Below are 14,497 nucleotides of genomic sequence, written 5' to 3'. Positions count from 1 at the left end.
ATTTGGGGAGAGTGGAAGGTACAGAGGTGCTGCTCGCCGTATAAGCGTCAGGACAACTGTACTTCTGCTGTTTGTTTACATGCGTAGTGGATGGCATGATTCGATGATGCAAACCGGACGCATCATTCCATTCTGTTTTTAAGGGGGCCTATGAAACACAAATCGATCTATCGCGTGGGTGACTGTGAGGTTTTTAAAGTGCCTGAACTTGAGGCCTCTTTATCGGTAAGTATGCTCTATCCTGACCAGCCACTGGATAGCCTTTCCCCTGAAAACATCTCGCTTTCGGTGCATAGCTGGATTGTCCGGACACCGGGCGCCACCCTTGTCATTGATACAGCCAGTGGCAACGGGCGTGAGCGTCCCGGATCTCCGCTTTCTCATCAACTGGATACACCTTATGAACATCGTTTCCGCGAGACGGGCATCGATCCCGATGAGGTGGATTTTGTTTTGATCACCCACTTGCATGGCGATCATGTGGGCTGGAACACCCACCAGGTGGAAGGCAAGTGGACGCCGTTTTTCAGGAATGCGCGCTATTACTGTTCCGATATCGGTCTGAAAAACTGGCAAAACGATCCTGCAAGACAAACCCTGTTAGAGGACAGCATCAATCCGGTTATCGAGGCTGGCTTACTTGAAACGCTGGATATGACGACAAAACCGATCCTTGCTGAATTATTACGCTTTGTGCCCACGCCCGGTCACAGCCACGATCACGCGTCAATTATTCTGCACAGCGCGGGAGAATATGCCTTATTTACCGGCGATCTTATGCATAACGAACTTCAGGTCAGGCAACCCCATCTGGCCTCTCGCTTTTGTGCAGATGCCGACCAGGCGGAAGTGCAACGCCGATGGGCAATGGAATGGGCCGCCGATCATCAGGCATTATGTTTCAGTTCGCACTTCGCCCAGTCGTCTGCGGGTTATCTGAATAAATCCGCAAACGGGTTTGAATGGCGCTTTGTCTGAGTAAGCCCCTGTCGCTCCGGCTCAGGGCCGCCATGCGCTCTTTTTTTTTGGGCCGTTCAAGGATTTTCGCCTGGCACATCTCCTCGTGCAGGGAGGCGTTTTTAGCTTACGAGTCAGGGCATAAAACATTCATTCCAACGCCTGTGATAACTTGTTAGGGGTGCCATCATCATGGTTAGACGCATTGGGGTGGAAACCTCCATCGTTAAACACGCAGACAAAAATGTTGAAGTCACCTTGTTGCAGGTAAAGGAGGCGACGCGATGTATCCTGTTTGTCGCCGGGCTGGGGGGAAGCCCACTGCGCCACCTTGAGCTTCTGCAGACCTTTACCCGGCAGGGTATTTCCGTTGTCGCGCCGCATTTTGAACGCCTGACCTCTCCCTTTCCCTCCAGGGCTGAATTGCTGGAACGTAGCCAAAGGCTCGCCTTAGCCGGGAACAACTTTTGCAACCACTATGACTCGATAACCGGGGTTGGGCATTCACTTGGCACGGTGATGTTATTGATGCACGCCGGGGCCACAGCCTGGACCAAAGCAAGAGAGTCGGTCGTTTTTGACGGCAGGCAGAGGTTAAATCAACTGGTGCTTTTAGCACCGCCAGCAGATTTTTTTCGCGCGCCGTCGTCGCTGGCATCCGTCAACCTCCCTGTTCAGATTTGGGCGGGTGAAAAGGACAGCGTTACGCCACTTTCAGAGGCCCTCTTTCTCAACGCGGCATTAGCGCATCACACGCAGACAGATCTTCATGTTGTGAAAGATGCCGGTCATTTTACCTTTATGAATACATTGCCTCCGCACGTCACCGATTCCTTTGCCTCGCGTGATACTTTTCTTTTAGATTTGGGCGAAAAGATATCCCATTTTGTTACTGCTTAGTGCCACAGGGCACAGCCAAACAGCGGCTGGGTTAAGAGGGGCGCTAACGAGATAAACGCGTTCACCCTCTGACTATCAATAACGCGATGATTTTACCCATGACCAGAAGCCAGGGCAGGGATAAACGTCATTGAATGAAATAGCGCCCTGTTGTAACCCGTATTTTAATTCGCGGTGCGCGGTAGTAAAAATAATGGGGTCAATAATGAATAAAAACGGAGGCGTGCTTAGCATGATAGCGAATTATGAGTATCTGCCTGGAGGAGGAAATATCGTTATCACTGGCATGACATTACCATGGGTGCTGAAATCAATGCTTAAAAATGAATCATTTTACGGTTTCGCTTATCCTCTCTGTAACGTCCGATCACATAATATTGAAGTGAAATAAGCTGCTGTTTAGTAAGTATAATTAAATTTTTATTCATTTATTTCCTCTGGCTGCCTGCAATTTCCGTCATATAAGTTACGCTTTGAAAGGTGATTAAAAGCAAACAAGACGGCGAATGGTATTTATAACTACCTGATTGACTGGCACTGCCATCATTTCAAACGACAACATTATTATTTGTGACAAATCAGGCCGGAATAGTCTGAAAATGCCTTTTTTTACAGGCGTAAATTTCTTTGTCGATAATTAATTTTGTTTTGGTTGAAATGCTTTTTTAAGAAAAACCGCATTATCTTCGCAGTAACTTTATTATCCGCCAAAGGCCGAATGAATAAGCCAGATAACGCTGATTCTGTATTGCCATGTCCTGTGAATAAGGAAACGCTAACGCAGAATCATCAATGACCCGAGAGGAAAGAGTATGAAAGCAGTCGTTTATAACGGACCCTTTGATGTTTCAGTTAAAGATGTGCCCGATGCCAAAATTGTCCGCCCCACCGATGTTCTGGTTCGCATCACCACCACCAATATCTGCGGCTCGGATCTTCACATGTATGAAGGACGCACCAGCTTCGAGCAGGGCCGTATTTTAGGGCATGAAAATTTGGGCCAGGTGGTTGAAATTGGCAGTGGCGTAGAGCGAATCAGCGTAGGTGACTATGTCTGCCTGCCGTTCAACGTAGGCTGTGGATTCTGCGAAAACTGTGAAAAAGGCCTGACGGGATACTGTCTGACAGCCAACCCTGGTACTGCTGGCGCTGCCTATGGCTTTGCCGAAATGGGCAGTTGGGAAGGCGGTCAGGCCGAGTTGCTTCGCGTCCCCTTTGCCGATTTTAACTGCCTGGTATTACCGCCCGATGCGGTTGAGAAGGAAGATGACTACGTCATGCTGTCCGACATTTTCCCGACCGGCTGGCACGCCACAGAGCTTGCGGGCTTAAAAGCTGGTGAAAGTGTGGCTATTTACGGTGCCGGCCCGGTGGGACTCATGGCAGCGCATTCGGCCATTATCAAAGGCGCATCGGAGGTCTATGTTGTCGATACGCATGCCGACAGGCTGGCACTGGCGGAAAAAATCGGTGCGATTGCCATTAATGCCACGGGCGCTGATGCGGTAAATAAGATTCTCGATCTCACCGATGGTCGCGGCACCGATTGCGGTTGTGAATGTGTGGGCTATCAGTGCTGTAACAAACATGGTGTTGAAGACAATTCTGACACGATGAACAGCCTGGTTGCCTCAACAAAAGCCACGGGCGGCATTGGCGTGGTGGGCGTGTTTGTTCCACAGGACCCGGGTGCAGCGACTGATCTGGCGAAAGAGGGCAAAATGCCTTTTGACTTTGGTAGTTTCTGGTTCAAAGGACAATCCATCCGTACCGGTCAGGCGAATGTTAAAGCTTATAACCGCCAGCTTGCACGACTGATTTCGCAGGATAAAGCGAATCCAGGGCAGATTATCTCGCATCGCTTAAAACTGTCTGAAGCGGCAGAAGGCTATAAGCACTTTGACGATCGCGACAGCGGTTGGACAAAAGTGATTTTAAAACCTTAAGTCGTTCGTCATTACCATGATTGCCCCGGTCTGGTGAGTACGCCCAAGTGCGTGTGAACCAGACTGCGGGCGTTCAGCCTCTAAATGAAAACCTTTCTTTATCAGTAAAACAGACCTGTCGGTATTGGAAGCCTTAGCTGAAGGTAAGCCCCATCCATGAGCATGATGCGCGGATCGCTTCCAGGGCGAAAAGCGTGAGATTCTTTTAACCGACAAGGTGACTGCAAGGGCGATTACCAGGGCGCGCGGTTTCGATCAAAAAAGAAACCCGCAGTCATCGCCTGGGGAGCCTGATCGGCAAGCCAGACAATGCCATCGGCCGCTTCCTCAACCGTTCTGTAGCCTGTATGCCCATTAAAATCGGTGGCGGTGTAGCCTGGGTCGACGGCGTTTACGCTAATGCCAAACGCAGTAAGTTCATGAGCGAATGCCACGGTCACGCCATTCATCGCCGTTTTCGAACTGGTATAACCCATTGCCTGGACGCGTGAATAGGGATGCGCCCGATCGGCGACCCACGCCAGCGATCCCAGCCCGCTACTCACCATAATCACTCTGGCCTGAGGCGCGAGTTTAAGTAACGGAATAAAACACTGGGTCACGCTGATGGCACCAAAAACGTTAGTGTTATACACCGCCATAATATCGCTGACTGGCTGCTCGCTGGGGGCGACAGGTTGAATCCCGGCAATGCCAGCATTGTTGATAAGAATATCCAGTTTTCCATCTGACTTCAGTACCTGTTCAGCCGCCGCCTGAACGCTGGCGGCCTGGGTCACATCCATCACCGTCAGATGCACATCCAGCCCTTCTGCGGCGAGCGTGTTCAGCGCTGCGTGGCCAGGCTGCTCGTCACGACAAGCCAACCAGACCTTATAACCCAGTAAGCCCAGTTGCCTGGCCGTCTCAAATCCAATGCTTTTGTTCGCGCCGGTGATAAGAACACTTTTGTTGGTCATTTTCTGCTGCCTCAGTTATCTCTGCTGGTGATATGGCCCCGCTAAACGCATTACCGGGCGTGTTCAGCATTTATAGCCCAGGCAATGCTGTTTGATAACAGAGGCTAATACGAATAACCTGATCGAAATGGCGAACAATCGTAGGCCGTGTAGATGAATGATTTATCGATTTTTCTGGCAGTGTTTAATGCTAAGGGCTTTCGTGCGGCAGCCAAAAAGCTGGGGCTGTCTCCCTCTACCGTCAGTGAAAGGGTGACCGCGCTTGAGCTGAGCCTTGGCGTGCCGCTTTTTATCCGCACGACGCGCAGCGTAACGCCGACTGAAGCCGGCCGGATGTTGTCCGAACGTATGTCGCCACTCCTCAGCGAAATGCGGAGCATACTGAACGACGTTGCCAGCTCTCAGCAGGCGGTGCGCGGGGTGCTTAAACTGAACGTCACGGGTGCCGTCATGGTGGATATCCTTCCCGCGCTGATTGATCGGTTTCTTGCTCGTCATCCGCGCTTACAGGTGGAAATCATGGTCGATGATCGCCTCATCGAAGCCACATCGGAAGGCTGCGATGCGGGAATACGTTATGGCGAGCACCTTGCCCAGGATGCCATTGCCATTCCCATCGGCCCTCGTCAACAGCGTTTAGCGCTGGCGGCGTCACCGGCTTATCTCGCCGCTCACGGCTCGCCATCACATCCCGCCAGGTTAACGGAACTTGACTGCATTCGCCTGCGATATTCCAGTGGCGCGCTTATCCCATGGGAGTTTGCGCATAACGGAGAAACTGTCCGCGTCGATGCGCCCGGACGTCTGACTATCGGGGTCAATGGTGTGTCGGGGGCGATCGATCTGGCAATAAAAGGCCAGGGCATTATCGCGACGTTTGAAAACTGGCTTCAGCCTCACTTTGAGACAGGCGAACTCCATCCGTTACTTGAAGCATGGTGGCCTGCTTTTGAAGGGCCGTGGCTCTATTTTCCCAGCCGGTTTATGTCTGCGCCGTTGCGCGCATTTGTTGATTTTCTTAAAGAGGAGCGCGAGGCATTTGCGGATGAAGGCAGGTGCTAACGATTCATGTCGTGATGCGATGCAGCAAGTGCGCCGGGCCATGCTCGCGAACAGGCTAAGGCGCAGGCAGATTTAGCGTTTTAAGGGAGATGTCTTGAGCGACCCGCTGGGTTAATACAAAACCGTTCGGTCGGGGTTAACAGAGGAAGCGCAGTAAATTTTAAGACTGCGTCAGGGTGCGCTCTGGCTGTCGCAGTCCGATTGCTTGCTGCACCTCACAAAGCGGTGACAAAAAGAGGCCGCCACAGAGGGGATGAGACCGTTTTTCTGCGCGATATCCAGGTCACCGCTATTGTCACATGTCGCACCTGCCGAAACGCCCTGGCAGCGGTGATGTTCAGAAGCCGTCATCGCATGCTGTAAATCGGTATTCAGATGTGATTTGTAATCATCAAGCGCATCACGAATATCAGCCGGAGCGAGCCATTCCAGGTGCTTAGACGGGCACTGCCGGGTGAGTTCAGCCATGTAAGTTTGCCAGGCATGGTCGGCAGGTGCTGCTGCCGGGGCTGCGGTTGAACCTGCAAATAGCAGGACAGCCAGTTCAAGTCGCATGATCATTTCCCACACCGTTCAGAGGTTATACATCGGGATAGCCATTTTCCATGCTGCATCAGTAATACGTTGAGGTAAAGCGTCTCTGTCGGCACAGGCGCGAGCGGGGAAGGCGCGCCGTTTGTTGAGTCTCTGGCTTTGCCCACCGGAGCCTAAAATGGATGATCTGGCGAGTGAAAACGTTGCCTGATGTCGGGCGCGCCGTTAGCCTTGCTTCCAGCTTGTCTGGCCGGTCGCAATCTCGGTTAGCGGCTCCTCGCGCCACTGCCAGGGTTGCCGAAGTACCACGCGGCTGGCGAATTTTGCTATGCCAATCTCATCTTCCAGCAAACGCTCCATCAGGTCCTGAAACTTGTATAAATTGGGAGCGATGATTTTCAACAGATAGTCGTAGCCGCCGCTGATGTTATAGCACTCCACGATCTCCCGGTACTGACAGGCGCCGGATTCAAATTTAATAAAATCGGCAGGATAATGGCTGTTGAGCGTGATCTCGGAAAACACCACCAGATTGTTGCCCAGTTTGTTCAGCGTGACCCTGGCGGCGTAACCCGAAATAATGCCGCTTTGTTCCAGGCGCCGGGTACGCGCTAAACAGGGACTGGGGCTGAGGCTAATCGCCTCAGCCAGTTCAACTATTGAACAACGCCCCTCGCGCTGAAGATGCTCAAGTATTCTGATATCAGTACGATCGAGAGGCTTAGGATGTGACATAGACAGGTGATTACCTCGGAATGGGCTGTGACGCCCTGGCGGCAGTCGCTTCCGTTAACGACTGATCGAGTACCTCGATTATCATTTGCGCCTGTTCCGCCGTCAACACCAGGGGCGGACGAATCTTCAGCACGTTATGTCCCATTGCGCATGCACTCAGCAAGACACCTTTCTGGCGCATTCTGTTCACCACCTGACTGGTTAGCCAGCGGTCCGGGGTACGGGAAGGGCGATCGGAAACCAGTTCCACGCCAACAAAGAGGCCCGCGCCACGCACATCGCCGATGGCTTCATGCTTGTGACTGAGGGCGGTAATGCCCTCAAGCAGAAGCGCGCCTACCTTGCGGGCATGGGCAATCAGGTCATCCTGTTCAATGGTTTTCAGGACGGCCAGCGCGGCGGCACAGGAGACCGTATTGCCCGCAAAGGTATTGAAATAACGGGCGCGTTGACCGAACTCTGCCAGAACGTCAGCCGTGGCCAGCAGCCCGGCAATCGGTTGACCGTTGCCCATCGGTTTGCCCAGCGTAACGATGTCCGGGATGACGTTGTGACGCTGAAAGCCCCACATGTTTTCGCCCGTGCGTCCGAAGCCGGGTTGCACCTCGTCGGCAATAAACAATCCTCCGGCCTGTTTGATGGCATCGACCGCGCCTTTCAGGAAACCCGCTGTGCCAGGCAGGATGCCATCGCTGGTAAACAGCGAATCGACGATCAGCGCGGCGGGCTTAATGCCGTGGCGCTGCAGATCGGCAATGGCGTTTTCGACATCACGCGTGAAGCGCTCGCCGAGATCGGCCCCCTCGGCATGGTAGAGACGGGGCGCGGGCACCAGACGCACATGAGGTCCAAGGTCAACCGAGGTGCCCAGCGAGGGCGAGAACTGAGAAACCGCGTCCGTGATGCCATGGTAAGCAGTTTCGGTCACGATGATGCCGGTGCCGCCGGTCCGTATTTTGGCAATACGGTAGGCCAGATCGTTGGCTTCACTGCCTGTGCAGGTCAGCATCAGATGCGCAAGCGCCGTTTCCGGCACGGTTGCCAGCAGACGTTCGGCCAGTTCCAGAATGGTGTCGTGCAGGTAGCGGGTATTCGTCGCGAGGGTTTTAACCTGCTGACAAATGGCCTCGGTGACGGCAGGATGACAATGCCCAAGTGAGGTCACATTGTTATAAATGTCCAGGTAGCGACGGCCTTCAGGATCGATAAGCCACACGCCTTCACCGCGCACGATGTGTAAGGGATGCTCGTACATCAGACGATAAGCCGGACCCAACAGCGCATCGCGCCTTTCGATCATCGCGGCCGTTTCCGGTCCCACGTCGGCCTGACCGGGGATATAGGCGTTTACCATATTAAGATCGGTGGTGCTTTTCATTAATTTCTCCCGTTTCAGAGTTCAGTCAGCAATCGGTCACGTGCCGCATCGCGAGACAGATCCGCCATGAAGGACAGCGCCTCCCAGGCGGCTGGATTATGACGCATGATATAGGCGCGGTTATGGGGATAGCGGACCGCGCGCCATTCGGTAATCAGGACGGTAATCAGATGACGGGTGGCCATCAGATCGGTAACGATGTCTTGCTCCATGTCGTTGAGCGGGAGCGTTTTGTGATAGGCACCCACGAACTGGGCCGCGCCTTCAAACGGATCGGGCTGGCCTGACATTTGAAAGGCCGCAGCGGTCGCGACTTCGCCCACCAGTGGGGCATAAAGCATGTCGCCAAAATCGATAATCCCGGTAATGCGGTCCTGCTCCTCTGGTGCCACCATCACGTTGTAGAGGTGAAAATCGTTATGGATGACCTGCGCCCTGATTGCCGACAGGCGCGGCAGGACGTGCGTGGTGAAACGCGTCATAAATTTCTCCGCCAGCCTGCGGCGCGTGGGGTCGACGAGTTCTTCCAGCTTATCCATCAGACGATGTGCGGCAGAAACGTTCCACAGTAGATCGTGGCTGGCGGCAGGATGTGTGAAACCCTGTAAAGCCAGATCGAGCTGGGCGAGGCAGGTGCCCATGGAACGACGTTGTGCAGGCGTTCGGTCCGTGTCCTTAACCTGCATCCCGTCCAGATAGGTCAGCATCCTGACAGTGGTTTTTGCGCCATCAGCAAGAGTGACGTTGTCACAATCTTGTCCTTTGCGCGTCCGCACAACACGCGGAATCAGCAGGTCGGGTGCAACCTCAGCGACATGGTTGAGCGCCTTAATCTGGAAATCCACAATCGACAGCGCTTCAGAGGGATTACTGATCTTCAACACATAGCGCGTGCCGTCTGCCTGCTCGATGCAACAGTTCTGATCGCGCTCACTGGCCAGTGACCGAATGTTGCCCTCAATGCCATACATTTCAGACACTAAAGATTGAATGGCCGGAAGTGAGAGGGCCGGCGCGGCTGTGCTCAATGCGACAGCAGGGTTGGTGTGTTCATCAAGCATCATTTTCCCTCGCTTTACCGTCTTTGGAGACAAATCAAAGGCCCAACAGGCCGGCAAGCTGGCGGAAGTTGGTGAGCCGTTCAACGCCATAGCCGTCGACGGCGGGCTCATGCCCACGATCGATAAATGCTTTGCCCATAAAGCCGAGGTCAGATGCCGTCATCAGGTCATAACGGAAGCTGGAGGAGCAGTGCATGATGTGTTCTGGCCCGCAGCCCAGTTGGTCAAACATGTATTCAAAAATCTGCGCACGCGGCTTATAGGCACGCGCCTCTTCTGCCGTATAGACAGCATGAAAGGGCGCTTTAAGATGGGCGACGCTGTGTGGGATAAGATCGGTCATCGAATTCGACAGGATCACTAAAGGAAAATGTTGGGATATCAGTTCCAGCGTTTCCACAACGTGAGGATGCGGCTGCCAGGTGGGCACGGCGTCATAGAGGGCCTGCGCGTCAGTATCGCGGTAATCCACATCATGAGCTTTACAGGCCCGCTGAATGGCGTTTTCCACCACCTGGAAAAAGGGCTTCCAGTCGCCCAGCACTTCATCAAGACGATAGAAACGAAAGCTTTCAAGAAAGGCGGGCATCCGCTGTTCTGCGATGCGATCGGCAAAAAGTGTTTTTGCTGTCGGTCCCATTTCAAAATTAATTAGCGTTCCATAGCAATCGAAGCTGATAAATTTTGGTTTATAAATCATGTGATTAACCCCTTTCATTTGTATAAAAGAAGTATATCGTGGTGAGCGAACAGATAATTTCTTATTGACCACTGAATGGAGTGGTTTTTGCTCAATTCGCCATAGCACGCGGCATTATCCGCATAGCGTTAATCATGCCCCGATGGCTTCGTCAGCGTCGTTCCCCGGGGCCGCCCACCGGCAGCGCAGAAATTTATCAGCCCGACTTAGCCCAAAGGCGTAGTTTGCGCCTGCATTGTGTTTTACACTGCGCGCTGAAAAAATTGAGTAGATTAACGATTAGGTAGGCGGTAATGGCGATGAATGGAACAATCACAACCTGGTTTCAGGATAAAGGCTTTGGCTTTATAAAAGATGAAAACGGCGATAACCGCTATTTTCACGTGATTAAGGTCGCCAACCCTGATCTGATTAAGAAAGATGCGTCGGTCACGTTTGAGCCCACCACGAACAATAAAGGGCTGTCGGCGTATGCGGTGAAAGTCCTGCCGGAAAGCAAATACATCTTCATTGCGGGCGAGCGGCTTAAGCTTACCGCCATTAAGTCTTTTGTGGTTTACAGCGAAGAAGTCCCTGCCAGTAGCCGCATTGATAAAGAAAATACAGTGCTGTCTGTGGGCATTCTGATGAACAATATCAAACCCAAATCAGCCGACCAGGCCGATGAGATGCGTACGCTGAAGAAACTGGCGATCACCACTTTTCAGGGGGCGACCTTAATCTTCTCTGAGGATGAGATTGATATCGATGCCACGGTGAAACTGCTCAAGGTCTGACAGCTTCGGGCCAGAACTGCCAGCGCCTTTCTCAACAAGGCACTGGCAGCCTGTAAGCATTCCGGTGCACCCCATCGCTGGGTCTCTTTGGTGCTTTCGGCCGCTTTCGAACAGGATAGTTGTGTTCGCCAATGCTTCTGGTGCCTGTCTTTTACACCTTACAGACTCCTTAATAAGTTCTCTCTGTAACCGAATATCAGATTACCTTGGTGAATGAATGGCTCTCATTCAGCGAGGGTTTCGCTTTTCTGTTCCGTTACCCTTCGTCTGCAATCCAGCGGTTATGGGTCAGCATTAAGGTTCTGGCATGTATGAATGTCAGGCCAGGGCTGTCTTCTGGAATGCGCTTTTCGTTGTTTTGTAATACAGCGCGCGCCGTGCTTTTTACTGCACTGGCTTATGCTGTGATCGTAGTTGACGATGTGACTGTCAGGCGTGTAATTGTGTTTTCAGTACATAATTAATTTATTTTTATCAAAATTAAAAAAATTGGTTTTTTAACTGTAATTTAATACGTCAGCATTTCCATTGCTTTGTTTTCTGTTGAGGCTTTTCCTGCCAGGTAAAGAAGATTTTAAAAAAACGCTCGCATCAGTCAGGTTTACAACATTTTTAATAAAGATGTTATTTGCATTTATTTTTGGTGAATAAATTTTTTTGTTTGTTTTTATGGTTGTTTAAAGTTGACAGAAATTAATGTTAAAATTGGAATTAAAAATTCAATTAAATTATAACATTAGCGCAATAATCTATTGATTTGATATCTGGTTGAAGATTGTCCTATTATTGTCCGCAGGACACGGAGGTGTCCCGGCTGCTTACAGCGATACAAGGATAATGTAATGGATCAAGATTTCCAGAATAACGCGTCAGAAGCACGTACCCATCTAAAAAATATCTGCATAAAGCCGGAGCCGGTAAGCAATAAATCCCCTCCCTGAGGTGCCCGGTGAGGGATGATTGCCGTAACGGCCAGGGCGTCGGGCGCCTGGTCATATGCAAAAACTCATCGTTAATAAAACTAACCTCAACGCCGGTGTTTTCGAATATTACCGAAAACTCATCTGACTGTTAAAAATACGTGTGCAGGTAAAGGCGGTGAAAACAAAATCAGTCTCACGTTGTGAATACGAAAGGTTTTTCTGAGCAAGCTTCAAGACAGATACCGGAGTTGTCGGCCTTTCTTTTTGGCTGAGAACCTTTTCGAACGTTGAGCAAAAAACTGTCTGCCTGACCCCGCGCGCTGTGAGTTCCCCATAACGGGAAACAGCGAAGGGCGGTAGCGTGCCCGGAATCCTTCGGAAGAGCAAAAAATAGAAAACCCAGCCAGTCTGTTACACCGTTTGAATGCTTATTGTGCCCATGCCAGGGAAGCCGCTGTCTGCCTGTGCCAAATCCGCGTGCGCAGAAATGCTGCCTAAGCACTGGCGGCTGAAACTGCTGGAGCAGAGTAAAGGCATCTGATGTTACTGGCGCGCCGCAACAAATGGGATAGGGATGTCCTCAGACAGGATTTGTGCGGCGGGCACGGCAAACAAAAACCTCAACACCGTCTGTAGCTTTCGAAAAGTATTCATATAAGTGGTGCAGGAAGCAGGGTTATTAGCTTCTCTGGCGGGTAACAGCCTGTTGACTCAGCAAATACTGCCTGAAATGAGTCAGGTGGCTGACTGATATAGCGGAAAAACAGATGCTGACCTCGCTGACGCTGGAATGATGCGAGGAAGACGCTGTCTCGTTGGAAATTGACCGGACACAAGGAGTGGACATATGAGCAACAATCCCCCCATAAGATTCAGTCACAACCACCACCGGCTTTCGGTGAAGGGATGTGGCGCAGAGCTTGATGTGCTGGCTTTTGAAGGCGATGAAGCCTTAAGCAGACCGTTCCGCTACCGGATTGAATTCACCTGTACAGACCATGCCATCAGCAAAGAGATGATGCTGATGAAGCCCGGTTCCCTGACGCTGCAGGCCCCGGCTGACACGGGTTTCGGTAGTAAAGTGCAGCAGACGTTACGGGTGATTCAGGGCGTGGTGACCGGCTTTGAGCGCCTCAGCACTTCTAAAGAGGAAACCCGCTATGCCCTGACGCTCCGGCCGCGCCTGGCGCTGCTTGACCGTTCGCACCAGAACGCCATCTACCAGGACATGTCGGTGCCGCAGATTGTGGAAAAAATTCTGCGCGGGCGCCACAACATGCGCGGTCAGGATTTTCTGTTCTCGCTGTCAAAAGAGTACCCGCGCCGTGAGCAGGTGATGCAGTACGGTGAGGACGACCTGCACTTCATCACCCGCCTGCTGGGCGAGGTCGGTATCTGGTTCCGCTTCACCACCGACACGCGCCTGAACATCGACGTGGTGGAGTTCTGCGACGGTCAGCAGGGCTATGAGAAAGGCCTGACGCTGCCGTCGGTGCCGCCGTCGGGGCAGCACTCGCAGGGCGTGGATTCGGTGTGGGGGATGGAGAGTCATCACAGCGTGGTGCAGAAGCAGGTCAGCACCCGGGACTACAACTACCGTCAGGCCACGGAAGACATGAACGCTCTGGTGGACGTGACCCGCGGGGATGCGACCACCTACGGCGATGCCTACCACTGGGCGGATAACTACCTGTCACCGGGCCGTACCTGTGACCGCAGTCCGGCACCGGAGTCCGGTGCGTTTTATGCCCGCATCCGGCATGAGCGTTACCTGAACGGCCAGACGCAGACCCGGGCCATCACCAGCTGCCCGACCCTCTCTCCGGGTCAGGTGCTGAAAGTCACCGGCGGTTATGAAGTGGCGGAGGTGTTTGCGCAGGGCGTGGTCATCACGGCGATGCACAGCCGGGCGCGGCGGGATGAAGACTTTCGCGTGCATTTTGAGGGCATCCCGGACAGCACGGATTTTTGCTTCCGCCCGGAGCCGGGCTTACGCCCGGTGATGGCCGGCACCGTACCGGCGCGCGTCACCAGCACCACCGAAAACGACACCTACGGCCACATTGATAAAGACGGCCGCTACCGGGTAAACATGCTGTTCGACCGCGATAACTGGGAAACCGGATTCGAGAGCCTGTGGGTACGCCAGTCCCGCCCGTATGCCGGGGACACCTACGGTCTGCACCTGCCGCTGCTGGCGGGCACGGAGGTGGCGATTGGCTTTGAGGACGGCAACCCGGACCGGCCGTACATCGCAGGCGTGCTGCACGACTCGGCCCACGGTGACCACGTGACCATCCGCAACTACAAACGTAACGTGCTGCGTACCCCGGCGAACAACAAAATCCGCCTCGATGACGAGCGCGGTAAAGAGCACATCAAGATTTCCACCGAATACGGCGGCAAGAGCCAGCTGAATCTCGGACATTTAGTGGATGCTGAGAAGCAGAAGCGCGGTGAGGGTTTTGAGCTGCGGACGGATAAGTGGGGAGCCATCCGGGCACACAAAGGGATGTTCATCAGCGCTGATGGCCAGACGAAAGCACAGGGCCAGGTGCTGGAGATG

The 14,497-nt window shown here is 52.9% G+C and carries 13 protein-coding genes; 7 read left to right on the top strand and 6 right to left on the bottom strand.

Going from position 1 to position 14,497, the window contains the following annotated elements; translation table 11 throughout:
- Nucleotides 1-150: 150 nt before the first annotated feature.
- The 4 genes from CMR03_RS21590 (at nt 151) to CMR03_RS21580 (ending at nt 3,803) form a co-directional block, all read left to right on the top strand.
- On the top strand, nt 151-978 hold the full coding sequence (locus tag CMR03_RS21590) for an MBL fold metallo-hydrolase (RefSeq protein ID WP_096012607.1): 828 nt from the start codon (nt 151-153) through the stop codon (nt 976-978).
- A gap of 171 nt (nt 979-1,149) precedes the next feature.
- The gene (locus CMR03_RS21585; protein WP_096012606.1) at nt 1,150-1,857 is read left to right on the top strand and encodes an alpha/beta hydrolase; all 708 of its coding nucleotides are present in this window, start codon (nt 1,150-1,152) and stop codon (nt 1,855-1,857) included.
- Nucleotides 1,858-2,062: 205 nt separating this feature from the next.
- Complete coding sequence (locus CMR03_RS25110) at nt 2,063-2,248, top strand: hypothetical protein (RefSeq protein ID WP_141248575.1); 186 nt, start codon at nt 2,063-2,065, stop codon at nt 2,246-2,248.
- A 421-nt stretch (nt 2,249-2,669) separates the two neighbouring features.
- Nucleotides 2,670-3,803 carry a glutathione-independent formaldehyde dehydrogenase gene (locus CMR03_RS21580; RefSeq protein WP_063879477.1) on the top strand — a complete coding sequence of 378 codons (1,134 nt, stop codon included), beginning with the start codon at nt 2,670-2,672 and terminating at the stop codon, nt 3,801-3,803.
- Nucleotides 3,804-4,036: 233 nt separating this feature from the next.
- Here CMR03_RS21580 and CMR03_RS21575 read toward each other — a convergent pair whose 3' ends face one another.
- The gene (locus CMR03_RS21575; protein ID WP_096012605.1) at nt 4,037-4,762 is read right to left on the bottom strand and encodes an SDR family oxidoreductase; all 726 of its coding nucleotides are present in this window, start codon (nt 4,760-4,762) and stop codon (nt 4,037-4,039) included.
- 153 nt (nt 4,763-4,915) lie between these two features.
- On the opposite strand from CMR03_RS21575, the gene CMR03_RS21570 reads away from it, so the two are divergent.
- Nucleotides 4,916-5,824, top strand: coding sequence for a LysR family transcriptional regulator (locus tag CMR03_RS21570; protein ID WP_096012604.1), 909 nt, complete (start codon nt 4,916-4,918; stop codon nt 5,822-5,824).
- Between the two features lie 171 nt (nt 5,825-5,995).
- On the opposite strand, the gene CMR03_RS21565 is transcribed toward CMR03_RS21570, so the two are convergent.
- From CMR03_RS21565 to CMR03_RS21545, 5 genes are all read right to left on the bottom strand, one after another.
- On the bottom strand, nt 5,996-6,385 hold the full coding sequence (locus tag CMR03_RS21565) for a hypothetical protein (RefSeq protein ID WP_244181412.1): 390 nt from the start codon (nt 6,383-6,385) through the stop codon (nt 5,996-5,998).
- 198 nt (nt 6,386-6,583) lie between these two features.
- Entirely contained in the window at nt 6,584-7,093 is a 510-nt protein-coding gene (locus CMR03_RS21560; RefSeq protein WP_063879480.1) for an Lrp/AsnC family transcriptional regulator, read from the bottom strand.
- A gap of 10 nt (nt 7,094-7,103) precedes the next feature.
- Nucleotides 7,104-8,471 (bottom strand): aspartate aminotransferase family protein, encoded by a 1,368-nt coding sequence (locus CMR03_RS21555; RefSeq protein WP_063879481.1) that lies wholly within the window; start codon nt 8,469-8,471, stop codon nt 7,104-7,106.
- 14 nt (nt 8,472-8,485) lie between these two features.
- Nucleotides 8,486-9,535: a phosphotransferase gene (locus CMR03_RS21550; protein WP_244181411.1), complete on the bottom strand. Its 1,050-nt coding sequence runs from the start codon at nt 9,533-9,535 to the stop codon at nt 8,486-8,488.
- A gap of 31 nt (nt 9,536-9,566) precedes the next feature.
- A complete protein-coding gene (locus tag CMR03_RS21545) occupies nt 9,567-10,232 on the bottom strand; it encodes a haloacid dehalogenase type II (RefSeq protein ID WP_063879483.1) in 666 nt (221 codons plus the stop codon).
- A 293-nt stretch (nt 10,233-10,525) separates the two neighbouring features.
- Here CMR03_RS21545 and CMR03_RS21540 point away from each other — a divergent pair, with 293 nt between their 5' ends.
- Nucleotides 10,526-11,008: a cold-shock protein gene (locus CMR03_RS21540; RefSeq protein WP_063879484.1), complete on the top strand. Its 483-nt coding sequence runs from the start codon at nt 10,526-10,528 to the stop codon at nt 11,006-11,008.
- A gap of 1,770 nt (nt 11,009-12,778) precedes the next feature.
- Nucleotides 12,779-14,497: type VI secretion system tip protein VgrG (vgrG, locus tag CMR03_RS21535; protein WP_096012602.1), on the top strand; the 1,719-nt coding region annotated here is incomplete at its 3' end.

The organism is Pantoea allii (assembly GCF_002307475.1).
GTDB classification, from domain to species: Bacteria; Pseudomonadota; Gammaproteobacteria; order Enterobacterales; family Enterobacteriaceae; genus Pantoea; species Pantoea allii.
This window is presented reverse-complemented; position numbering and strand designations above follow the sequence as displayed.